Source organism: Priestia sp. HNGD-A6, assembly GCF_045784335.1.
GTDB lineage: Bacteria > Bacillota > Bacilli > Bacillales > Bacillaceae_H > Priestia > Priestia zanthoxyli.
In genome coordinates, this window is record NZ_CP138621.1 from 3,661,996 (window position 1) to 3,684,971 (window position 22,976).

Annotated in this window: 25 protein-coding genes; 23 read left to right on the forward strand and 2 right to left on the reverse strand. The window is 38.2% G+C overall.

Features of this window, described 5'->3' with window-relative positions; all coding sequences use genetic code 11:
* The first annotated feature begins 8 nt into the window (after positions 1-8).
* The 9 genes from SCI76_RS18735 (at position 9) to SCI76_RS18775 (ending at position 8,369) form a co-directional block, all read left to right on the forward strand.
* Positions 9-1,526 (forward strand): ATP-dependent DNA helicase RecQ, encoded by a 1,518-nt coding sequence (locus tag SCI76_RS18735; protein ID WP_028411528.1) that lies wholly within the window; start codon positions 9-11, stop codon positions 1,524-1,526.
* The gene (locus SCI76_RS18740) at positions 1,526-2,131 is read left to right on the forward strand and encodes a CPBP family intramembrane glutamic endopeptidase (protein ID WP_047749868.1); all 606 of its coding nucleotides are present in this window, start codon (positions 1,526-1,528) and stop codon (positions 2,129-2,131) included. The genes SCI76_RS18735 and SCI76_RS18740 overlap by 1 nt, the downstream gene beginning before the upstream one ends.
* Before the next feature lie 88 nt (positions 2,132-2,219).
* Complete coding sequence (locus tag SCI76_RS18745) at positions 2,220-2,675, forward strand: DUF2663 family protein (protein WP_063248550.1); 456 nt, start codon at positions 2,220-2,222, stop codon at positions 2,673-2,675.
* A gap of 54 nt (positions 2,676-2,729) precedes the next feature.
* A complete protein-coding gene (locus SCI76_RS18750) occupies positions 2,730-3,104 on the forward strand; it encodes a hypothetical protein (RefSeq protein WP_028411525.1) in 375 nt (124 codons plus the stop codon).
* A gap of 20 nt (positions 3,105-3,124) precedes the next feature.
* Positions 3,125-3,892, forward strand: coding sequence for a metallophosphoesterase (locus tag SCI76_RS18755; protein ID WP_028411524.1), 768 nt, complete (start codon positions 3,125-3,127; stop codon positions 3,890-3,892).
* Positions 3,893-3,999: 107 nt separating this feature from the next.
* Positions 4,000-4,911 (forward strand): MerR family transcriptional regulator, encoded by a 912-nt coding sequence (locus tag SCI76_RS18760; protein ID WP_028411523.1) that lies wholly within the window; start codon positions 4,000-4,002, stop codon positions 4,909-4,911.
* Between the two features lie 127 nt (positions 4,912-5,038).
* A complete protein-coding gene (locus tag SCI76_RS18765) occupies positions 5,039-5,641 on the forward strand; it encodes a genetic competence negative regulator (protein WP_025750420.1) in 603 nt (200 codons plus the stop codon).
* A gap of 357 nt (positions 5,642-5,998) precedes the next feature.
* On the forward strand, positions 5,999-7,264 hold the full coding sequence (locus SCI76_RS18770; RefSeq protein WP_370506064.1) for a Glu/Leu/Phe/Val dehydrogenase: 1,266 nt from the start codon (positions 5,999-6,001) through the stop codon (positions 7,262-7,264).
* A 133-nt stretch (positions 7,265-7,397) separates the two neighbouring features.
* Positions 7,398-8,369: a YpdA family putative bacillithiol disulfide reductase gene (locus SCI76_RS18775; RefSeq protein WP_221832038.1), complete on the forward strand. Its 972-nt coding sequence runs from the start codon at positions 7,398-7,400 to the stop codon at positions 8,367-8,369.
* A gap of 19 nt (positions 8,370-8,388) precedes the next feature.
* On the opposite strand, the gene SCI76_RS18780 is transcribed toward SCI76_RS18775, so the two are convergent.
* The gene (locus SCI76_RS18780) at positions 8,389-9,360 is read right to left on the reverse strand and encodes an asparaginase (protein WP_048019803.1); all 972 of its coding nucleotides are present in this window, start codon (positions 9,358-9,360) and stop codon (positions 8,389-8,391) included.
* Positions 9,361-9,558: 198 nt separating this feature from the next.
* Here SCI76_RS18780 and prsW point away from each other — a divergent pair, with 198 nt between their 5' ends.
* From prsW to SCI76_RS18830, 10 genes are all read left to right on the forward strand, one after another.
* Entirely contained in the window at positions 9,559-10,209 is a 651-nt protein-coding gene (gene prsW, locus SCI76_RS18785) for a glutamic-type intramembrane protease PrsW (protein WP_028411520.1), read from the forward strand.
* A 145-nt stretch (positions 10,210-10,354) separates the two neighbouring features.
* Positions 10,355-11,287 carry a spore cortex-lytic enzyme gene (gene sleB, locus SCI76_RS18790; protein ID WP_028411519.1) on the forward strand — a complete coding sequence of 311 codons (933 nt, stop codon included), beginning with the start codon at positions 10,355-10,357 and terminating at the stop codon, positions 11,285-11,287.
* A 17-nt stretch (positions 11,288-11,304) separates the two neighbouring features.
* Positions 11,305-12,654, forward strand: a complete 1,350-nt coding sequence (gene ypeB / locus SCI76_RS18795; RefSeq protein ID WP_014458333.1) for a germination protein YpeB — start codon at positions 11,305-11,307, stop codon at positions 12,652-12,654.
* A gap of 152 nt (positions 12,655-12,806) precedes the next feature.
* Complete coding sequence (locus SCI76_RS18800) at positions 12,807-13,472, forward strand: flagellar brake domain-containing protein (protein ID WP_168761264.1); 666 nt, start codon at positions 12,807-12,809, stop codon at positions 13,470-13,472.
* Between the two features lie 68 nt (positions 13,473-13,540).
* Positions 13,541-13,717, forward strand: a complete 177-nt coding sequence (locus SCI76_RS18805) for a YpfB family protein (RefSeq protein ID WP_013059030.1) — start codon at positions 13,541-13,543, stop codon at positions 13,715-13,717.
* Positions 13,718-13,879: 162 nt separating this feature from the next.
* Positions 13,880-14,554, forward strand: a complete 675-nt coding sequence (gene cmk / locus SCI76_RS18810; protein ID WP_028411517.1) for a (d)CMP kinase — start codon at positions 13,880-13,882, stop codon at positions 14,552-14,554.
* Complete coding sequence (locus tag SCI76_RS18815) at positions 14,551-15,138, forward strand: 1-acyl-sn-glycerol-3-phosphate acyltransferase (RefSeq protein ID WP_033579748.1); 588 nt, start codon at positions 14,551-14,553, stop codon at positions 15,136-15,138. Before cmk ends, SCI76_RS18815 begins: the two co-directional genes overlap by 4 nt.
* Before the next feature lie 162 nt (positions 15,139-15,300).
* A complete protein-coding gene (gene rpsA, locus SCI76_RS18820; protein ID WP_028410732.1) occupies positions 15,301-16,437 on the forward strand; it encodes a 30S ribosomal protein S1 in 1,137 nt (378 codons plus the stop codon).
* A gap of 16 nt (positions 16,438-16,453) precedes the next feature.
* On the forward strand, positions 16,454-17,503 hold the full coding sequence (gene fni, locus SCI76_RS18825) for a type 2 isopentenyl-diphosphate Delta-isomerase (RefSeq protein ID WP_048019806.1): 1,050 nt from the start codon (positions 16,454-16,456) through the stop codon (positions 17,501-17,503).
* A gap of 177 nt (positions 17,504-17,680) precedes the next feature.
* Complete coding sequence (locus tag SCI76_RS18830; RefSeq protein ID WP_028411514.1) at positions 17,681-18,895, forward strand: MFS transporter; 1,215 nt, start codon at positions 17,681-17,683, stop codon at positions 18,893-18,895.
* A gap of 29 nt (positions 18,896-18,924) precedes the next feature.
* Here SCI76_RS18830 and SCI76_RS18835 read toward each other — a convergent pair whose 3' ends face one another.
* Positions 18,925-19,062 (reverse strand): YpzI family protein, encoded by a 138-nt coding sequence (locus SCI76_RS18835; protein ID WP_013059024.1) that lies wholly within the window; start codon positions 19,060-19,062, stop codon positions 18,925-18,927.
* 120 nt (positions 19,063-19,182) lie between these two features.
* On the opposite strand from SCI76_RS18835, the gene SCI76_RS18840 reads away from it, so the two are divergent.
* The 4 genes from SCI76_RS18840 to SCI76_RS18855 all read left to right on the forward strand — a co-directional run bounded on the left by SCI76_RS18840 (position 19,183) and on the right by SCI76_RS18855 (position 22,964).
* Positions 19,183-19,788, forward strand: coding sequence for a hypothetical protein (locus SCI76_RS18840; protein ID WP_243495135.1), 606 nt, complete (start codon positions 19,183-19,185; stop codon positions 19,786-19,788).
* A 297-nt stretch (positions 19,789-20,085) separates the two neighbouring features.
* Complete coding sequence (gene der, locus SCI76_RS18845; protein WP_014458340.1) at positions 20,086-21,396, forward strand: ribosome biogenesis GTPase Der; 1,311 nt, start codon at positions 20,086-20,088, stop codon at positions 21,394-21,396.
* Between the two features lie 17 nt (positions 21,397-21,413).
* On the forward strand, positions 21,414-22,445 hold the full coding sequence (locus tag SCI76_RS18850) for an NAD(P)H-dependent glycerol-3-phosphate dehydrogenase (RefSeq protein WP_013059021.1): 1,032 nt from the start codon (positions 21,414-21,416) through the stop codon (positions 22,443-22,445).
* Between the two features lie 315 nt (positions 22,446-22,760).
* Entirely contained in the window at positions 22,761-22,964 is a 204-nt protein-coding gene (locus tag SCI76_RS18855) for a DUF2768 domain-containing protein (protein ID WP_028411511.1), read from the forward strand.
* Positions 22,965-22,976 lie beyond the last annotated feature (12 nt).

Below are 22,976 nucleotides of genomic sequence, written 5' to 3' on the forward strand. Positions count from 1 at the left end.
TGTTTGATGTGAAGATAGAACAACTTCTACAGAAACAATTTGGCTATAGCCAATTTCGACTAGGACAAAAAGAGATTATTCAAGATATTTTAACAGGTCATAATGTGTTAGCGGTTCTTCCTACAGGAACAGGGAAATCATTGTGCTATCAGCTCCCCGCTTATGTGTTGAACCGACCGGTGCTGATTGTATCTCCTTTAATTTCACTGATGGAAGATCAAGTTCAACAACTAAAGGCAAGTGGAGAAAAGAGAGTTATTGCCTTAAATAGTTTCCTACAACAAGAAGAAAAAAGACGGGCGCTAAAAGATTTAGCTTTTTATCGTTTTATTTATGCATCTCCTGAAATTTTGCAAAATGCTGTTGTGGTAGAAGCATTAAAACAGGCAAAGGTAGGCCTTTTCGTTGTGGACGAGGCGCACTGTATTTCTCAGTGGGGACATGATTTCCGTTTGGATTATCTTCAGTTAGGAGATATATGGAAGGAACTTGGCAGTCCGCTATGTCTGGCACTAACAGGAACTGCGACTAGGGAAGTAGTGGAAGATATTAAGCGCTACTTATCGCTGCCTGCTGTCAACGAGCACATCTATTCCATGAATCGAAGTAATATTGCGATGAAAGTTGATTTTGTTGCAAGTATTGAAGAGAAAAAAGAGAAGTTGCTGATGTATGTTAGTGAACTGCAAAGTCCAGGAATTATCTATTGTTCCAGCCGATCTTGGACAGAAGCATTAACACAGCTTCTAAAGGAAAATGGGATACAGCGAGTGCAGTATTACCATGGGGGAATGGAACCGAATGAAAGAATGCTTGTTCAACAGCAATTTTTAGAAAATCAGCTGGATATCATTTGCTGCACAAGTGCATTTGGAATGGGGGTTAATAAATCGAATGTTCGCTTTGTTATTCATTTTCATACACCTACGCAGCTAGAAGCATACGTACAGGAAATTGGAAGAAGTGGACGCGATCAGCAAAACAGTATTGCGATTTTGCTTTATGCTGAAGGAGACGATGATTTTGCTCATTCTTTACTTGAAATTGAGCTTCCTTCTTCAGATATCATCTTATACTGCCTGTCGTATTTACGAAATCATGATCAGGCCATTCCTTTAAAACAAGTAGAGTCTCATTTTCTTTATACAGTGGGTATTCAAGAAACACATTGGCGATTTATTCGTTATTATTTGTACAGAGAAAATGTAGTGGAAAATGAACATGTTGAACCTAGGAAAATCCCTGAATCGCTGCATGAAACGATTGTTGCAGCTGTAAATAAACGTCTTCGAAACAAACATGACAAGTACCGTGCGATGAAGGAGTTTATTGAGGCAAAAGAATGCCGTCGTCAGGTGCTGCTTGGCTATTTCAATGAGCTGGGAAAATCAGAGCTTCAGAATTGTTGCGATTGCTGCGGATTGGATTTAGAAGCCTATAAAAAAACAAATGGTGAGCAAGAGCAATGGACATTTCAAGGCTGGGAATTAGAATTAGCTCGTTTGCTTCGTCAAGGAGAGATATAATGGCAAAGTCACAGCAAGAGCTTATTTCATCCATGACGGATGCAGAGCTGGTTAAAAATTTATATGTAACGCAGCTGCTCATCTGCTTTATTGCTTTAGGCATCGGTTTTTTCACATTTGATTCGTGGCATTCCTTTTTACAGTTTTTTGAGCTGGATTGGGCTTCTATTTTATTGTACGGGGGAGGTACAGCTCTCTTGGTAGTAGGAGGAGATATGCTTCTAATGAAATGTGTACCCGAGCATTTATATGATGACGGAGGGATTAATGAACGTTTATTTGCTAATCGTTCCATTCCTCATCTAGCCCTTATTTGCCTAATCGTTGCATGTTCAGAAGAAATATTATTTCGAGGGGTTATACAAGTTCAGTTTGGCCTTTTTTGGGCGAGTATCGTATTTGCACTCGTTCACATTCGATATTTAAAAAAGTGGTTTCTTTTTATTTCGGTTGTGGTTTTAAGCTTTTTAATAGGGTTGCTGTTTTGGTGGACTGAAAATTTGTATGTCACGATTTTCACTCATTTTCTCATTGATTTTTTATTAGGCCTGCAGATACGAAAGTCAAAAGGGAAATCTGTACAGCCAGAAGAACTCATGCAGTAAAGGTTAAGGAAACAGCCATTATTTTCAGTGTTATCCACATAATCTTTTATATTCACTCATATGTTGTACTAGCATACGAGGGGGTGGAATGTTGGAAAACAAGTTGATAGACTTTGAAAGCGATGAAACACTTCAATATGTATTAGCGAGCGTTATCAAAAGAAAAGAGACGGTTAATAAGCTGAAAGCTAAAGAGAAAAGATGGAAGCTTTTGTTTTTAGCCAGCGTAACGGCTGTTATTAGCTACTTTTTTTTCATATTTCAAAGCGGTTTTTTTACGACGTTTAGCGAATTTTTCTCATTTTTGTTAGGTAACATAGGGCATTTGATGTTTCTATTGCTTACCGTCTCCCTTTATTTTTATACTGTACAGCTGCAGAAAAAAAGCGAGAAAGCGGAAAAGACTTTTCAAGACTTGCGCTGTGAGATTATTAAAAGAAGCAAAGAGCTATGGGCGACGCCTGAAACATGGGAGAACCGAAAAGAAACGTTCCGCTGGATGCAGTCCACTTATGGAATTAATTTATATCATGAAAATAAATAGAATCGCATGAAAAAGCCTCTTTTTACATAGAAGTTTAGTGAAGGGGGTTTTTTTGTGAGAGATTGGTTTAACTTGCTGGCTGCGTGGTTATGCAGTTATTATATCAGCAGTTTAACGGCTGTAGGCTCAAAAGCTTCGTTAACCTATTTACTTATTCAAATGATTTTACATCCGTTAGATGTGTTTGGTATTATAATTTTATTTTTCACGGCTCTTTTTTGTCTGTCGGCGGCAGTTCGTAAAGTGTTTCTGCAAAGTCGGTTGTTTCTAAAAGGCTATAAGGTAAAATGGCATGAATATCTTGTTTCATGTCTATGTGTGATAGGAGTTTTATCGTTAAGTACAGTTGCGCTTTATCAAGTAGTAGGTTTGTTAACAATTGCGACAATTTATGCCCTTTCTTCTTTAACAGAAACACACCGTGTATAAAATGAAAAGAAGGAGAATATATGGTTATTTCTTTAATTATTTTAGCGTTAGGCATAGGCCTGCTGATTTTTATGTTTTCAGAAGCCCATCGTACATATGTAGAAGAAAGAACGATTCATTTATCAACATTTCCCGGAAATCAGCAGCCTTTACGCCTGTTTTTTATATCGGATGTACATAAGCGAACAGTTTCGTCGAAGCTGTTGGAAAAAATACCTGGTGAAGTAGATTTTGTGATCATAGGCGGTGACTTACTAGAAGGAGGAGTACCTTTATTGCGTGCTCGTCAAAATATTCAAAAGCTTAAAACGCTTGGACCGGTCTATTTTGTATGGGGAAATAATGATTACGAAGTAAGTCAAGTGCAATTGAAGCAGATGCTTAAGGATGAGGGAGTTATTACCCTTAAAAACGAGCATGTCTCTGCAGTTTCTAAACATGGTACTACATGCAATTTTGCGGGAGTAGATGATTTATCCGAAGGTGAGATGGATCTAAAGCGAGCTGTTTCTTCCATTGAACCTGACCAGCTTACCATTCTTCTAAGCCACAATCCTGATGTTATCTATTATGTAGATGAAGAATCAAAAGTAGATTTAATTTTGAGCGGACATACACACGGAGGACAGATACGCTTATTTAATTTTGGTATGTATGAATTAGGAGGGCTGAAAGAGAAAAGACAGATTCCTCTTTTTGTTAGTAATGGATATGGTACAACCTCCCTGCCTCTCCGTTTACAAGCTAGAGCACAAACGCATTATATCACTTTAAAAAGGAAAGAATAGCCTTGAACAAACTCTTTACATAGCATATACAAATTTTACACACAGGATAACTTATCCTATAATTCAATTAATAGAAACAGTTCACGAAGAGTAGTTGGAGGTTACGTATGGCTCACGAAGGGAAGTATAATATTAAAGCCATCTCAAATATGGTCGGGATCCAGCCGGGAACTTTGCGTGCATGGGAACGACGCTATCAAATTTTAAATCCTGTCCGCAATGAATCGGGGCATCGGTTATATACAGAGGAAGATTTGCGGAAATTAAAATGGCTCACGGAAAAAGTGAGCGGAGGTTTTACGATTAGTCAAGCGGTTTCGTTATTAGAAACGGAAAGTAGTACAGTAGGAGCGTTTGAAGAAGAAGGAGAAGTAGATTCCCCTCAGAAAATTAGGGATGAGCTGTTAACGATGCTTCTATCTTTTGAAGAAGGAAAAGCACAGGATTTAATTAATCATGCGTTTAGCCTGTATTCGGTAGAAAAAGTGGTTATTGATATTTTGGGTTCTCTACTCGTGACGGTTGGAGATATGTGGGAAAAAGGGCAAATCACAAGTGCTCATGAGCATTATACGACTCAAGTATTAAAAACGCGTATCAGCATGATTTTTTATTCGCTGCCTTCAAATGGCTTATTGCCTAAAGCGATTGCTGTATGTGGGCCTAATGAGACACATGAAGTTGGACTTCTAGTCTTTACGCTATTTTTACGCCGTAAAGGGTTTGAGGTTATTTATTTAGGAAGCAGCATTGAAGATAAAGATGTTGAGCTAATTGTTAAAGAAGTAGACCCAACGTTTTTATTTATGTCATGCACGATGATGGAAAATGCCGAGAAAACACTGAATTTGACGAACCAAATGATAAAGAAATTCCCGCATCTTAAAGTAGGATTAGGCGGTTATGTGTTTGATGGTTTAGATAGCAAAAGAAAAGGCGAGGCTCAGCCGTTTATTTTAGGAAATACAAAAGAAGAGTGGAACAGTTGGCTAACAAAAAAATTAGCAGAAATTGATTGAGAATAGCTTGTCTTTCCTTTCATAAACCTGTAAACTCGTAAGTAAACATCACGAACCGTTTTCCAAAAAATACATATACTGCATTATCGAACCATGTGGTTATGAGTGCAAGCGGGGAGGGACGCTAATGAGGCTTGAACGATTAAACTATAATAAGCTAAAAGTTTTTTTGACCTACGATGATTTAAAAGAAAGAGGGTTAACAAAAGAAGATCTATGGACAGATACATTCAAAGTAAAACAGCTCTTTCGTGAGATGATAGAGCAAGCTTCTCAAGAACTGAACTTTGAACCTACAAATTCTCTTTCGGTAGAAGTTTTTTCACTTCAAGCACAGGGAATGGTTGTATTTGTGACAAAGCAGTATGAAGAAGAAACCAGCTACGGTGAGTTCGATGAAGACGAGTTCGAGGACTTCATTGAAATGCAGGTCATGCTAGATGAAAGCGAAGACATGTTTTTTGAGTTTGATTCATTTGAAGATGTCATTCAGCTGACCAAGCGCATGTCAAACTTTTACGATACGGATAGCGTGCTCTATTCATTCGAAAAACGTTTTTACGTGCTATTGGATTATCACATGCTGTCACCGGCTGAAGTTGGGAATATGATTGCGGTTTTGGCGGAGTATGGAAATCCCTCTACAATTACAAAGCACCGCGTAAATGAATATGGAAAAATATTAGTAGAAAAGAGAGCTCTGGAGTATATTAACTCTGTCTTTTCTTAACTGTTTAATTGAAATAATTACACCCGTGAAGGATAAAGCACTTTTATTAAAATAAGAGTGGCTGCACTTTCAGCTTGTACAAAGTTGTTGAAAGTGCTCTTTATCACCGGGTGTTTTTTATTTTTTTAAGACGATTAACGCATACTAGGAAAGAGGCAGACTTAAAACATTGTAGCATACCTTGTAAAGTTATTGGAAGCGTTTTCTTAGAAGAACACAAAAAATACTAAAAGTTCGATATTTTCCTTTGCAATGTAAAACTAAGGGTGTATACTATGTCATGAAAGAAGCACCATTCAATTAAAAACGAATAATTTTCGATACATTTTAGGAGGTTTACAGATGGTAGCCGACAAGATGCAAGACAGTAAAAATAGTCAAGAAGAGAAGCATGATGTTTTAAAATCTACACAAACAGTGATACATAAAGCGTTAGAAAAACTAGGCTATCCTGATGAAGTGTATGAACTATTAAAAGAGCCATTACGAATGATGACAGTAAAAATTCCTGTTCGTATGGATGACGGATCAGTTAAGATTTTTACAGGTCACCGAGCGCAGCATAACGATGCAGTTGGTCCTACGAAAGGTGGAATTCGTTTTCACCCAAACGTAACTGAAAAAGAAGTAAAAGCTCTATCTATATGGATGAGTTTAAAATGTGGAATCGTTGACCTTCCTTACGGTGGAGGAAAAGGTGGAATTGTTTGTGATCCTCGAAATATGTCTTTTGGAGAATTAGAGCGTTTAAGCCGCGGATATGTTCGTGCGATTAGCCAAATTGTTGGACCAACAAAGGATATTCCAGCGCCGGATGTGTTTACAAATTCACAAATTATGGCTTGGATGATGGATGAATACAGCCGGATTGATGAATTTAACTCGCCTGGCTTTATTACTGGAAAGCCCCTTGTCTTAGGTGGTTCGCACGGCCGTGAAACAGCGACTGCAAAAGGAGTAACTATTTGTATTCGTGAAGCAGCGAAAAAACGAGGCATTGAATTACAAGGTGCACGGGTAGTAGTACAAGGGTTTGGAAATGCAGGAAGCTTTTTAGCTAAGTTCATGCACGACGCTGGTGCTAAAATTGTAGGGATATCTGATGCATACGGAGCGCTGCATGATCCTAATGGTTTAGACATTGATTATTTATTAGATCGACGCGATAGCTTTGGTACAGTAACGAAATTATTCAATAATACTATTAGCAACAAAGAGCTGCTTGAACTTGACTGTGACATCCTGGTTCCAGCTGCGATTGAAAATCAAATTACAGAAGAAAATGCCCATAACATTCAAGCGAGTATTGTGGTGGAAGCAGCAAATGGACCAACAACTCTTGAAGCAACGCGCATCTTGTCAGAGAGAGGGATTTTATTAGTTCCAGACGTTTTGGCAAGTGCGGGCGGTGTAACAGTCTCTTATTTTGAATGGGTGCAAAATAACCAAGGTTATTATTGGACGGAAGAAGAAGTAGAAGAAAAGCTTGAAAAAGTAATGGTGAAATCATTTAATAACATCTACGAAACTTCTACAACTCGAAAAGTCGACATGCGTCTAGCTGCTTATATGATAGGCGTAAGAAAAATGGCAGAAGGCTCTCGCTTCAGAGGCTGGATTTAAAAACAGAACAGCAGAACAGCAGAACAATTGCGTAAATAGAAAAAATCTCCTATCATTAATGAGGAGATTTTTTTGTTTTACACTGCGTTAAAATAAAAAAAAAGGTGCGTTTACAACTGAAGGAGTGACAGGCATGAAGAAAGAAAAAGTAATTATTGTTGGCGGAGGACCATGCGGGCTTTCAGCAGCTATTGAGCTTCAACATACAGGTATTGATGCCCTTGTAATTGAAAAAGGCAATATTGTGAATGCAATTTATAACTATCCGACCCACCAAACGTTTTTTAGTTCAAGTGAAAAACTAGAAATTGGGGATGTCCCTTTTATTATCGAAAATCGTAAGCCTGTGCGCAACCAAGCTCTTGCTTACTACCGAGAAGTGGTGAAGCGCAAGCAAGTTCGAATTCAGCCGTTTGAACGTGTCTTGCAAGTAGACAAACAAGCGGAAAACCAAATTATTGTCACAACATCCAAAGAGACATATGAAGCGGAGAATGTCATTATAGCTACGGGCTATTACGATCATCCTAATTATATGAATGTTCCTGGTGAAGATTTATCAAAGGTATTTCATTATTTCAAAGAAGCGCATCCGTATTTTGATAAAGATGTAGTCGTTATAGGCGGAAAAAACTCTAGCGTCGATGCAGCTCTGGAATTGGTGAAGTGTGATGCAAGGGTGACGGTTATTTATCGTGGCTCAGATTACTCCCCTAGCGTAAAACCTTGGATATTGCCTGAATTTGAAGCGCTGGTTCGAAATGGAACGATTGGGATGCATTTTAACGCTCATGTAACAAAGATAACGGATGAAGCGGTAACATATGAGCAGGAAGGGAAAGAATTTACGATTAGTAACGATTTCGTTTTTGCCATGACTGGCTATCACCCTGATCACTCGTTTTTAACAAAAATGGGTGTGGAATTAGATGATGAAACAGGCCGCCCTTCTTTTAACGAAGAGACGATGGAAACAAACGTGGAAGGAATTTATATCGCTGGTGTGATTGCTGCAGGAAACAATGCTAATGAGATTTTTATTGAAAATGGACGTTTTCATGGGAAATCAATCGCTTCTCATATTATCAACAAAAACAACGCATAGGCTTCTATGCGTTGTTTTACTAATGATTAAATAGCTGCTGCAGCTCATCATGATTCGTTGTTACTTGGAGAGCAACCAACAGTTTAATGCGTGCTTTAGGACCATTTAAGCCATTTGAAAAAATAACGCCCATCTCTTTTAACAGCTTGCCACCGCCTTCATACCCATATACATCTTGAGCAATTCCATTAAAACAGCGAGAAACGAGCACGATGGGTATCTTTCGCTTCAAAAGCAATTGAATTCCTGGAATGGTGAGAGGAGGCAGATTTCCTTGACCGAGGGCTTCAATTACAAGTCCGTCAACATTCATTGAAGCCACTGCTTGAAATAAATGGTCGTCCATTCCTGCATAAGCTTTTAATAAAGTGATTTGTTTATCTATTTGATTAACAGGATAAAATTCATGTTCTGTAGGCATGTGGTGAAAAGATACGCCGCGTTTTGTGATTAATCCTATTGGCCCGTACTGAGGGCTTTGAAATGTCGCCACGTTGCTTGTATGGGTCTTGGTCACATTTTCAGCGGTATGAATTTCATCGTTCATCACAACTAAGACACCTTTTCCTTTTGCCCCGTCACTAATAGCCACCCGAACCGCAGATATAAAATTATAAGGACCGTCTGAACCGATTTCATTGCTTGATCTCATGGCTCCAGTTAAGACAATTGGAATATCTGTATGCACTGTTAAATCTAAAAAATAAGCGGTTTCTTCCAGCGTGTCCGTGCCGTGGGTTAACACGACTGCATCAATTTTGCCTTCATTAATTTTATCGCGTATTTTTTTTGAAAGTATAAGCATTTCCTTAGGAGTAATGTGAGGAGAAGGCAGATGAAATGCTTCTTCTACGATTACATTGGCCATACCTGAAACAGATGATGTTGAGCGGTGAAGCGGGTTTTGAATATCTGGTGCTACCGCTCCAGTTTCCATGTCTTCTTTCATCGAAATTGTGCCGCCGGTGTGAAGAATATAAACAGTTTTCATAGAGAGCTCCTTTCAATTTTTCGTATAAGTATGATACATTTTTTGGTATACTTGTTTAAGGTCTTTGTTAGGCTTTGTAAATCGACAGCAAGTTATGTGAGCATTTACATATAAAGATAAGGACATTATAGACGGAGATTTTCATCCTAAAGATAACATGTTACTATTAAAAAAAATAGAGGAGATGAGGCGCTATTTATGTTGGCGATTGTATCTGCAGGCATTGCGCCAGGATTGGCATTGTTAAGTTTTTTTTATTTGAAAGATGAATATGAAACTGAGCCTATTTCAATGGTATTAAAAACATTTATTTTTGGAGCAATGCTTGTTTTGCCAATTATGTTTATTCAATATGTATTTGGTGAAGAACACGTTTTTCAATCACCTTTTCTTGAAGCATTTTTTACGACAAGCTTTTTAGAAGAATTTTTCAAATGGTTCATTTTATATTTCACGATTTATCAGCATGTGGAATTTGATGAGCATTACGATGGAATTGTTTACGGGGCAGCTGTTTCATTAGGTTTTGCTACCGTTGAAAATATTTTATATTTATTTGCAAATGGTTTAGAATCAGCGCTAGGAAGAGCCATTTTACCCGTATCTAGTCATGCTTTATTCGGCGTCATTATGGGGTATTATTTAGGAAAAGCAAAGTTTTCTGAAGGAAAGGAAAAAACGAAGTGGACGCTGTATTCCGTATTTGCGCCGCTCATTTTACATGGAACATATGATTATATTTTAAAAACAATGGATCATTGGGTATTTATTATTATTCCATTTATGATTTATTTATGGTGGCTGGCATTAAGAAAAGTAAAAAAGGCCAAACAGCCATCGATTGTCTAGGCTCAGCTTGTAAATCTTTTTTGAGAGATTTACGAGCTGAGTTTTTTCATTTCGGTAAATTTTGCGCATCTTGTATAAAAAAACAACCTTTACAAAAAATACTCCTATCATCTTATCAGTTACATACGATGTAGGAGGTTTTGTCATGTTATCATTTCGATGTTTTAAAAAGTATGCATGTCTCATATGCATATGTTCATTTATTGCAGCGTCCGTTGTGAGTCCAAAGGCCGCTCACGCGTTTTCAAATCAAGTCATTCAACACGGAGCAGTTGGAGATGACGTTATTGAGCTGCAGTCGAGACTTCAGTATTTAGGTTATTATAACGGGAAAATTGACGGTGTATTTGGATGGAGCACATACTGGGCACTGCGCAATTTTCAATATGAATTTGGCATTAAAAAGATTGACGGTTTAGCAGGCTGGCAAACAAAGATTAAATTAGCTAACGCAACAAAATATCACGAAAGCTATGTGAAAAATCAAATTAGAAAAGGCAATAAGTTTACGCACTATGGCGGTAAGCCTCTTGATCAGCAGTCTAAAGGAAGCGGTAGCAGTGGAAAAAGCAGCGGGAACAATGGTCAGCAAAAAGCACAAAGCGGATCTTCTCAAGCAAAAAAACCTGCCAGTCAGCCGCAGCGTAATACGTCTAAAGGAAATTCTGAACAACAGAAAGAAAAAGCACAAAAGCCAACAGCGGTGAATGTACCGAGCGGGTTTTCACAAAATGATATTCAGCTCATGGCAAATGCTGTGCATGGTGAAGCACGGGGTGAACCATATAATGGCCAAGTAGCCGTAGCGGCCGTTATTTTAAACCGAGTTAACAGTCCGTCATTTCCAAATACAGTCGCTGGAGTTATTTTTGAACCGCGTGCATTTACTGCCGTAGCAGATGGGCAAATTTGGCTTGAACCCAATCCAACATCTAAAAAAGCGGTTATGGATGCGATTAACGGATGGGATCCTACTGGGAATGCTATTTATTACTTTAATCCGGATACAGCAACAAGCGCATGGATTTGGTCACGTCCTCAAATTAAGCAAATCGGGAAACACATTTTCTGTCGATAAAGAGAGGTGAAGGAAACATGATTCGAACAATTTTAATTGTATTATTAGCTATTGGTGTTGTAGGTGTAGGGTATTGGGGGTACAGCGAACATCAAGAAAAAGATGCTGTGCTGCTTCAAGCGGAGAATACGTATCAACGAGCATTTCATGATTTGTCATATCAGCTAGATTTATTAAATGATAAAATCGGTGGCACGCTTGCCATGAGTTCGAGAGATCAGCTTTCGCCCGCGCTTGCAGAAGTATGGCGTTTAACTTCTGAAGCTCATAACAATGTAGGACAGCTGCCTTTATCGCTTTTACCGTTCAATAAAACAGAAGAGTTTCTTTCAGATGTTGGTGACTTTACGTACAAAGTGGCGGTAAGGGATTTAAGCAAATCTCCCTTAACAGATAAAGAGTATAAAACGTTAAATTCGCTTTATGATCAGTCAGGCGAAATTCAAAATGAAATGCGCCAAGTACAGCATCTAGTCATTGATAATAACTTGCGCTGGATGGATGTTGAGCTAGCTCTAGCCACAAAAGAAAAGCAAGGGGACAATACGATTATTGACGGATTAAAAACCGTTGAAAAAAGTATGGATTCTTTTGCCGAAACAGATTTAGGCGTTATGAATGCAACGAATGAACAGGAAAAAAACGCTTTTCATCAATTAAAAGGTAGAGAAGTTAGTGAAGATGTTGCCAAACAAGTGGCGCGTTCGTTTTTGAATTTAAAAGGAAATGAACAAATTCATATTGTAAAGAGCGGAAAAGATGCCGACTATGAGGTGTACAGCTTAACCATTACAGATCCAAAGACTAAACAAGAGACGTATATGGATATTACCCAAAAAGGTGGATATCCGCTTTGGGTGCTCGAAGATCGAGATATTAAAAAACAAAATATTAGTTTAAACGATGCTATGAACAAAGCGACTAAGTTTTTAAAAGATCATCGTTTTGAAAGCCTAGTGATGGCTGAAAGCGCTCAATACGATAACATGGGAGTCTTTACATTCGTAGAGCAAACGGAAAGTGGAGTTCGGATTTATCCGGATTCAGTTAAAATGAAAATGTCTTTAGAAGATGGATCTGTGATTGGCTTCTCAGCTAAAGACTTCTTATTAAAACATCGTACAAGAGATATTCCAAAACCTAAAATTTCGAAAGAACAGGCAAAAACCAAGCTGAACTCGAATGTAAAAGTGATGGAAGACCGCTTGGCAATTATTACAAATGATTTAAACGAAGAAGTGCTATGCTATGAGTTTTTAGGGACAATTAAAAATGATACGTATCGTATTTTTATCAATGCCGATACGGGTTTTGAAGAGAAAGTCGAAAAACTGCAAAACTCAGAACCTTTATATAATGAAGTATAAAGCTGAGAAATCGGTGTCTATAGACACCGATTTTTTGTGTCGTATAAGTTTTTTGAGTCTAAATGACTAATTTTTATTTACAAAATAAATATATTTGACTATGTTTAAATAAAGGGAAAAAGTGTATATAGTGGAACTGAAGGAGAGAGAAGATGATAAAAGCGGGAATGAGGTTGACGTTAGAGAGCGGGCACAGAGAGTCTACCTTACAACAAACGTATCGATGTAAGGTAGTTGAGTTTACGGAAGACGTGATTTATATTAGCTATCCGCTAAATGAAGAAACGCAGCGAAGTGCTTTTTTACTAAAAGGTACAAAATTGCTGGCTACGTTTATTGGATATAATCAAAATGTATATACCTTTCCAACTGAAGTAACAGGACGCGAAATAAAAGGCATGCCTGTTGTGAAGCTCTTTTACCCGGGCGATAAAAAGTTAAAGTCCATCCAAAGAAGAAATTTTTTCCGTGTGCCGCTTACAGTGAAGGCGGTGATAGAAAGTGAACAAGGACAGCAGGCCGTAATGGAAATCATGACTAAAAACATCAGTGCAGGTGGAGTAGCCGGCTCCTTCCATCATTCGCTGCTTTTTAATGAGAAAGATTCCGTTGTTGTACGATTAAGTCTTCCTAATCGTGAGGGAACTTTGCAGCATCTTGAATTAAAAGGGGAAGTTGTACGAATTACCGCCCCGACTTCCTGTAAAGTAGGTCAGCTATCTATTAAATTTATGGACATTGAAAAACAAACGAAAGAAATGATGATTCGTTATACCTTAAAGCGTCAGCTCGACCTAAGGAGAAAAGGTCTTCTTTAGCGTATAAAAAAAACTTCTCTTTCCTAAACTGTAAGCAAAGGTATTACTTCTTACAAAAGGAGAAAAAGATGAATCGAATAGAACGAATTTTAATTAAATTAGTGGTTATTCAATTTGTGTTTTTAATAATTGCCCAATGTATTTTACTATCTAGCAGTCACAGTACATATTTCTCAAAGGTCATTCAGTATGAGGGAGTTAGCAAAAATAATTTTAATAAAATTATTGAAACATTCGACCAGTAGTCGGACGTATGGTAGAATAACTAGGAAAGAAACATGCAGTGAACACCAGGCAGGAGAAGACCCCCTGCTCTTTTTTTCGTTTATAAACGTTTCATATAAAATGGCTCATTGTATAAAAGATGAAAGTGGTTTGTTCCTGTTTTGAAATTAAGGGAGGCACTTATGGAAAAACAAATTTCAATCGCGATTGACGGTCCTGCAGCTGCTGGGAAAAGTACAGTGGCAAAGATTATAGCAGAAACCTTATCATATATTTATGTTGATACAGGAGCGATGTATCGTGCTCTAACGTATCAAGCGCAGAAAAACCAGGTGGATTTGCAAAATGAAGAAGAGCTATTGCATTTGCTTAATGAAACAGTAATCGATTTAAAACCGTCTGAATCTGGGCAGGTAGTCATCTTAAATGGACAGAATGTTACAAGTGAAATTCGTTCCGCAGAAGTAACTAACTCTGTATCCATCGTCGCGAAACATCGTGCAGTTCGCGAAGAGATGGTAGCGAGACAGCAGGGCCTTGCTAAAGATGGAGGCGTTGTAATGGATGGACGTGATATCGGTACACACGTGCTTCCTCAGGCAGAAGTTAAAATCTTTTTATTAGCGTCTGTGGATGAAAGAGCACAGCGACGCCATGATGAAAACATAAAAAAAGGTTTTGAATCAAATTTAGAGCGTTTAAAAGAAGAAATTGCCCGCAGAGACAAGCTGGATTCTGAGCGTGAAGTAGCACCTCTTAAAAAAGCTGAAGATGCAATTGAAATCGATACAACTTCCTTATCGATTGAAGGAGTTGTAGAAAAAATACTTTCTATTACAAACGAAAGGATTGGATGATTTTGAGCTTTTATATGTTTGCACGTGGCATTGTAAAAGGTATTTTAACACCAGTTTACCGTTATGAGGTAATCGGTGCAGAAAATATCCCTTCAGAAGGCGGAGTTTTGCTTTGTTCAAATCATATTGACAACTTAGATCCGCCTACGGTAGGTGTGACATGTCCAAGGCCTATTTCGTTTATGGCAAAAGCAGAGCTGTTTAAAGCACCTTTTCTGAAGACGGTTCTGCCAAAGTTAGAAACGTTCCCTGTAAAGCGGGGGATGGCAGATCGTGAAGCTTTGCGCCAAGGGTTAAAGATTTTAAAAGAAGGAAAAGTGCTTGGATTATTTCCAGAAGGAACAAGAAGTAAAGATGGAAAATTAGGAAAAGGAATGGCTGGAGTAGGCTTTTTTGCTTTGCGTTCAAAAGCAGCTGTTGTTCCTTGTGCTGTTATTGGTCCATATAAGCGTTTTGCAAGGTTAAAAGTAGTGTACGGACCGCCAATTCAGATGGATGAACTTCGTGAACGAAAGGCATCAGCCGAGGAAGTAACCGAAGTTATTATGAAAAGTATTGGTGAATTAATTGAAAAATATCAATAGTTTGTAACCTTATGACTTGACAAAAGATTCTATTTATTAGAAGTTAGTAACAAAGAGAGTTTTTTCTATACAGAGCTATATACAATAATGATGAGCTAAAAGAGTGAAGAACTCTTACAAGGGAATACATATTGTAGATGGATATTGGAGGAGGAAAAGACGATGACAGAAGATATGAATCAAGTAGAGGTAACGTCATTAGAAGTAGGAGAAACAGTAAAAGGTACTATTACAAAAGTAGAAGAAAAGCAAGTGTATGTAGATGTGCCTAACAGCAAACTAGACGGTATTATTCCAATTAGTGAATTAGCGAGCTTACATATTGAAAAAGCAGGGGATGTAATCCAAGAAGGTGCCGAAGTCGAAGCGAAAGTAATTAAAGTGGAAGACGATGTGCTTGTGTTATCTAAACGGGCTGTAGATGCTGAAAAAGCATGGGACGGTTTAGAAGCAAAACTTTCTTCAGGTGAAGTGTTTGAAGCGGTAGTCAAAGAAATTGTCAAAGGCGGATTAGTAGTAGACATTGGGGTAAGAGGGTTCATTCCAGCTTCCCTTGTTGAAACTCATTTCGTTGATGATTTCGCAGAATATCAAGATCAAACTCTTACAGTCAAAGTAGTGGAATTAGATAAAGAAAAAAATCGCGTAATCCTCTCGCATCGTGCAGTTGTAGAAGAAGAGCTTGTACAACAAAAAGAAAATGTTCTTGAGTCATTAAAAGAAGGTCAGGTTTTAGAAGGAACCGTTCAGCGCTTAACAGACTTTGGTGCGTTTGTAGATGTAGGCGGAGTAGATGGGCTAGTGCATATCTCTCAGCTTTCACATACGCGTGTAGAAAAGCCTTCAGACGTAGTAGCTGAGGGAGATACTGTGAAAGTCAAAGTATTATCTGTTGACAAATCAACGGGTCGTGTTTCATTATCTATTAAAGATACGTTAGAAGGTCCATGGTCCAACATTTCTACGAAGCTTCGCCAAGGTGATGTAGTAGATGGAACTGTTAAAAGACTTGTATCTTTTGGAGCTTTTGTGGAAGTTCTACCTGGAGTAGAAGGACTTGTACACATTTCTCAAATTTCACATAAGCATATTGGGACACCGCATGAAGTGCTTTCTGAAGGCGAAAAAGTGACGGTAAAAGTACTTGATGTGAATGAACAAGAACGACGCGTTTCGTTAAGCATTCGTGACCTTGAGGAAGAAGAGCAAGAAGATTACGGTGACTATGAATTACAAGAAGAGTCAAAAGGCTTCCAATTAGGTGATATGATTGGGGATCAATTAAAAAAATTAAGATAAGTAATGGTGATGATTTGTGAGCAGAGCAAAACGTAAAATTGATCACATTCATCATGCGATTCAAACGGGACAGCATCGGCTGCACGGGCTAGATGATATTCGCTTCGTTCATAATAGCTTACCAAATACAGGCGTGCACGATGTTCATATTGATACAAAAATTGGCGAACTTTTGTTAAGTTCGCCAATTTTTATAAATGCTATGACGGGTGGAGGCGGACAAGAAACGGAACGGATTAACCGTTCGTTTGCTCAAATTGCTCATCATGGTCAATTAGCAATGGCCGTTGGATCGCAGATGGCTGCGATTAAAGATGAAAAGGAAGAACAATCATACAGAGTAGTGCGTCAAGAAAACCCTAACGGAATTATTTTTGCCAACCTAGGCAGTGAAGCTACAGTTGAACAAGCTAAAAAAGCGGTTGATATGCTTGAAGCAAATGGACTTCAAATTCATTTAAATGTTATACAAGAACTGGTCATGCCAGAGGGAGATCGTGATTTTACCGATGCATTACGTCGTATTGAACGAATTGTCCGAGAAGTAACCGTTCCTGTAATTGTCAAAGAAGTAGGTTTTGGGATGAGCGCTCAAGCAGTGCAAAAACTTAAAGATGTTGGTGTTGAAATCGTTGATATTGGTGGGTACGGTGGTACCAATTTTTCGAAAATCGAAAATGAAAGACGAGCAAAACACTTTCACTTCTTTAATGATTGGGGAATTTCCACAGCAGCTTCTTTAGCGGAAGTATCTCAGCACGTAGAAGGTATATCCATTATTGGTTCAGGAGGTATTCAAACCTCTATGGATGTTGCTAAGTCCATTGCGTTAGGAGCTTCTGCAACGGGAATGGCAGGATATTTTCTATCCATTTTAATGACGTCTGGTTTAGAAGCAGTCGTAGAAGAGATAGCCGAGCTGCATGAGGAGTTAACGTTTATCATGGCTGCATTAGGAGCAACTTCTATTGCTAAGCTTCAGCAAATGCCTCTAGTTATTACAGGGGATACCCATAGCTGGCTGACTCAGCGAAATGTATCTATAGAAACATTTAATAACAGATGATAAAAAAGCAAGCAGTTAACTGCTTGCTTTTTTATTTCCTTAGAAGATGAATGATCGCGTTTTCATTAAAAAAACAAAAAATATTGGCAGAAGAAGTGACAAAAAGCATGAAATCCCAAACGTTAGCCACTTATAATAAGTTAAATAAACAGAAAAATCAGAAAAAGAGGTGACGTAATGAAAAAGGGACATCCTATATTTACAATTTTTCTTTTCTTTTTAGGCTGGGTTTTCATGTATGCAGATCGTAATATTTTATCTCCAGTTATGGGAGATATCGGTGCGCAGTGGGACCTTAATAAAGCTGAACTTGGTCTAATGTCTACCGTGTTTTTTGCAGCGTATGCAGCTATGCAGATTCCAACGGGTTTTTTGGCAGATCGATTTGGTCGCGTTAAGATCTTAGTGGCTGGATACATTTTGTTTGGAGTTGCCACATTCTTTACAGGACTTACGACTACTTTCGGTATGTTCTTGCTCATGCGGGCGCTGACAGGACTTGGAGAAGGAACGTATTATGGTTCACAATACGGAATTTCTTCAAGCATCACGTCTGAACGATACCGAGGTCTAGTGTCTGCGCTCATCAATAGTGGAATGGCTTTTGGTATATCGCTTGGTTTTATCGGTTCTACATACATTACATATACGTTAGAAAAAGACTGGCAGTTTACTTTTTACTTATTTGCTATTCCGACTATAGTAATAGCTATTTTAATAGCTTTCTTTGTAAAAGATAAGCAAAGGGATCAAGAAAAAAATTCGCTAAATAAAGAAACAAAGCAGTCGCTAAAAGTATTATTTACAAAAAATCATATTTTCGTATACATTTTAATCTTCTGCTCTCTTTACGGATTTTTTGGGATGCTGACGTGGCTTCCTTATTATTTGCAGCACTCGCGCGGCTTAGAAGGGTCTCAAACAGGCATCATAGCATCTTTAGTACCGTGGGCGTCTATTCCAGGAGCAATCTTCTTTGGATATATATCGGATCGAATTGCAAACAAAAAAGCATTAATTGTGAGTTTGTCAGTAGCGGGCGCTTTATGTCAATTTTTTATTCCCTATACAGAGAGTTATTCTTGGCTATTAATCGGCTTAATTGTGTACGGTCTGATAGGGAAATTAGCATTAGATCCGATTTTAATTTCGTATATGGCGGATATTACCCCCTCTTCCATGTACTCTAAAGTGTACGGTTTTTTTAACTTCAGCGGCATGCTGTCATCGATCTTTGCACCATACATTACCGGATATTTTGCAGATAAACTTGGAAGTATGGAATTCGGATTTTATTTGTCAGGAGCACTATTGTTAGTGGGAGGAGTTCTCTTTTTGTTTACAGGAAAGAAAGAACGTTCCTATCCTGTTTCACATCCAGTTTTAAAATAAAAAATGCGCTGACTTAGTCAGCGCATTTTTTATTTATGCTCATTTAATTCGCGCGCTTCTTCAGGACTTTGCAAGCTAGTTGCTCCCGGATAGTGAAGTCCTTGATCACGGTCAGATTCAACTCGTTTTGATTCCTTTAATTTTTTCTCTTGACGATCTTTTCCCATTTTATATTCCCTCCTTTTTTCTGATAGGTTGTCCAAAATAAGCGGTTCTATTCTAAAACCCCGATTAAGTTTTCCAAAATTGATACATACTGATGACAGATAGGGGAGGTGCCATATTCAGTGGACGGAATTTTCTTTTATTGGCTTTCGTGGATGGGATGGATTGTTGCGACTTTTCTTATGCCCAAAACAGCTAGGCGTTGGAAGGTAGCAGCCATTATATTAATCAGTATACTCCTAAGCGGAATGAACATGCATATGACTCAGTTTTCATGTAGCTACACCGCTTTGTTTTTAGTGGGAGTAGTGTGTGTGTATGCTTCAGGCTACAGCCGATTTCAGCAGTTATATTATGTTATTGTATGCGGCATTATAATAATTGCCTATGCTAGTTTTTGTTTACTTGAGCTCTATGATCCTGTCTGGATTTTTATTGATCGTAAGTGGATTTTGACTGGACTTATCTTATATATTTGCTTTATGGTGGTTAAAGATGCTGAAAAAAGATTCGCAGCGATCATTTTAGGTGTAGTTGGAGGAGACTTTTTATACGCAGTTGTCATTCGGGATATCGCATCTTATGAAATAGGGTCTCTTCGTACACTCGACGTTTTAGCCACAGCAGTAGGAGCGATGTTTATTTGGGAGATGCTGGTTTATTTCTCTGCTTATTTAGATTTGTACGTGCTGAAGTCTCACAGGCAAAAGCAAAGTACTTACAAATAGAAGAAGAGATTTCGTAAAATTATATTGTTGTTACCGGTGATTTTTGATAAAATTGTTTGATTGAAAGAGTAATGCTTATTCAGCGGATAGGCAGTTAATTAGTTCAGTGTAAGAAAGAGCTGATAAAAATCCTGCTTTATCGCTTATGATCGATTAGTAGAGGTCATGCCACGCTGCATGGCCTCGATTTTTGAAAAAAGAATGATCTTATTTATTTGTACATGTAGATAAATACCTTTAGTCGATTAAAGACTGGTTGCCGATACATAAAAAAGATCAAGGAAAGGGAAGAATCGTATGCCAAAACCAATTATTGCGATTGTTGGTCGTCCCAACGTAGGAAAATCAACAATTTTCAACCGAATTGTAGGAGAGCGAGTATCTATTGTAGAAGATATTCCGGGTGTAACTCGTGATCGTATCTATAGTTCAGGTGAGTGGCTGAATTTGGACTTTAACATTATTGATACTGGCGGTATTGATATTGGAGATGAGCCATTTTTAGAACAGATCAAACAGCAGGCAGAAATTGCAATTGATGAAGCGGACGTAATCATTTTTCTAGTGAATGGACGCGATGGAATTACTGCAGCTGATGAAGAAGTGGCGAAAATTTTATACAAATCCAAAAAGCCCGTCGTCCTAGCCGTTAATAAAGTAGATAATCCTGAAATGAGAGAATTAATCTATGATTTCTACGCACTAGGATATGGAGAACCGTTCCCAATCTCAGGAACGCATGGTTTAGGTTTAGGTGACCTGTTAGACGAGGCAGCTAAGCATTTTCCAAAAGAAAAAGACGAAGACTACGGAGAAGAAGTCATTAAATTTTCATTGATTGGTCGTCCTAACGTAGGGAAATCTTCATTAGTTAATGCTCTTCTAGGTGAAGATCGTGTTATTGTCAGTGATCTCGCCGGTACGACACGCGATGCTATTGATACGAAGTTTACAAAAGAAGATCAAGAATATGTTGTTATTGATACAGCTGGAATGAGAAAGCGTGGAAAAGTGTACGAGAGTACTGAAAAATACAGCGTACTTCGCGCATTAAAGGCAATTGAACGCTCAGACGTTGTCTTAATTGTATTAAATGCTGAAGAGGGTATTATTGAACAAGATAAGAAAATTGCTGGCTATGCACAAGAAGCTGGAAAAGCTGTCGTCATTGTTGTGAACAAATGGGATACAGTAGAAAAAGATGAAAAAACAATGAAAAAATTTGAAGAAAATATACGCGAGCATTTTCAGTTCTTAACATATGCTCCAATTGTATTCCTTTCAGCTAAAACGAAAAAACGTACGCATACGCTATTGCCAATGATTGATCTTGCAAGCGAAAGCCATGCTGTACGTGTAGAAACAAGCATCTTAAACGATGTAATTATGGATGCAGTAGCAATGAACCCTACGCCTACTCATAACGGCAACCGCTTAAAAATCTATTACACAACTCAAGTAGCAATCAAGCCGCCAACTTTTGTTGTGTTTGTAAATGATCCTGAGCTAATGCATTTTTCATATAAACGTTTCTTAGAAAATAAGCTTCGTGAAGCTTTTGGATTCGAAGGAACTCCAATTAAAATTATTGCAAGACCAAGAAAATAACAGAGGATGTGATCGGCGTGGAAAGAATAGCTGTACTAGGAGCAGGGAGTTGGGGAACTGCATTAGCTTTCGTATTGGCGGAAAATGGACACGATGTTCGCATTTGGGGACATAGACAACAAGTCATTGATCAAATCAACGAGACGCATCAGAATGAAAAATATCTGCCTGGTGTAGAGCTTCCTCATCAGATTAAAGGTTTTACGTCATTAGAAAAGGCAATAGAGGGTGTTGAAACCCTTATTTTAGCTGTTCCAACGAAGGCCATTCGTGAAGTGTTGCAACAGCTAAAATCCCTTACCGATGAACTGTTTACAATTGTTCACGTAAGTAAAGGAATTGAACCGGATTCTCTTTTACGTATATCTCAAATGATTCAACAAGAAATTGATACAAAAGACATCGTTGTCTTATCAGGCCCGAGTCATGCTGAAGAAGTAAGTAGAAGGCAGCCGACAACCGTGACGTCAGCTTCAACAAATATACAAGCAGCAGAAAAAGTACAGGATTTATTTAATAATCAACAGTACTTCCGTGTTTATACAAATCCTGATGTGATTGGTGTGGAAATTGGGGGAGCGTTAAAAAATATTATTGCTCTTGCTGCTGGTATCACGGATGGACTTGGATATGGTGACAATGCGAAGGCCGCTCTTATGACTCGTGGCTTAGCTGAAATCGCTCGTTTAGGTACGGTGCTTGGCGCCAATCCTCTGACGTTCTCAGGTTTAACCGGGATTGGAGATTTGATTGTAACGTGTACAAGCGTTCATTCTCGAAATTGGCGCGCTGGTAATCTTCTTGGAAAAGGCAAAAATTTAGACGAAGTATTAGAAAATATGGGAATGGTTGTAGAAGGTGTACGCACGACGAAAGCAGCTTACCAGCTATCTCAAAAATACGACGTAAAAATGCCGATTGCTGATGCTTTATATAATGTACTGTTTAATGATGTGAAGGCAAAAGATGCAGTAGACGCGCTTATGTCTCGTACTAAAACACATGAAATGGAAGATTTAGCGAATGTTTTAGGAGAAAAATTAAATTAAGTGCAAAGAAATATGAAAAAATAGGCAATTGGTGATACCCAAAATCATTTACTTGCATAAAATAACGTGTAAATAAAGATGAGTAGAACTGTTAGTATGGGAATATTTAGTTACGGTCGAAGCGAAGAGCCCCCTTCGCTTCGATTTTTTTTATGTGAAAAAGCAGGAATTTGTCAATTTAATAGGAAAGTAATTACTATAGAGCGTAAATCAATGGAAGGTGAATAAATAGTTAATTTAGAAAGTTCTATTAATATCCGTCTTAACTATAAGTCCTTATGTTATAATAACGGTGAAAAAAGGAGTGGATGCAATTTGTCGCCAGGTTTGTTAAAGATGTGGATTTCATTGGGTTCCATTGTATTTATGTTTATTGCGGTATTTTCTATTTACTTTAGTCGTTATAAAATCACGAACCGCGTTGGTAAAATTGTACTCGCTTTCATTGCCTATTCGCTCATGATTGTAGCAGGTCTTATTATGGTAATTGTTGTATTCAGCGGTCCGACAGATGCTTAATGTACATATGGT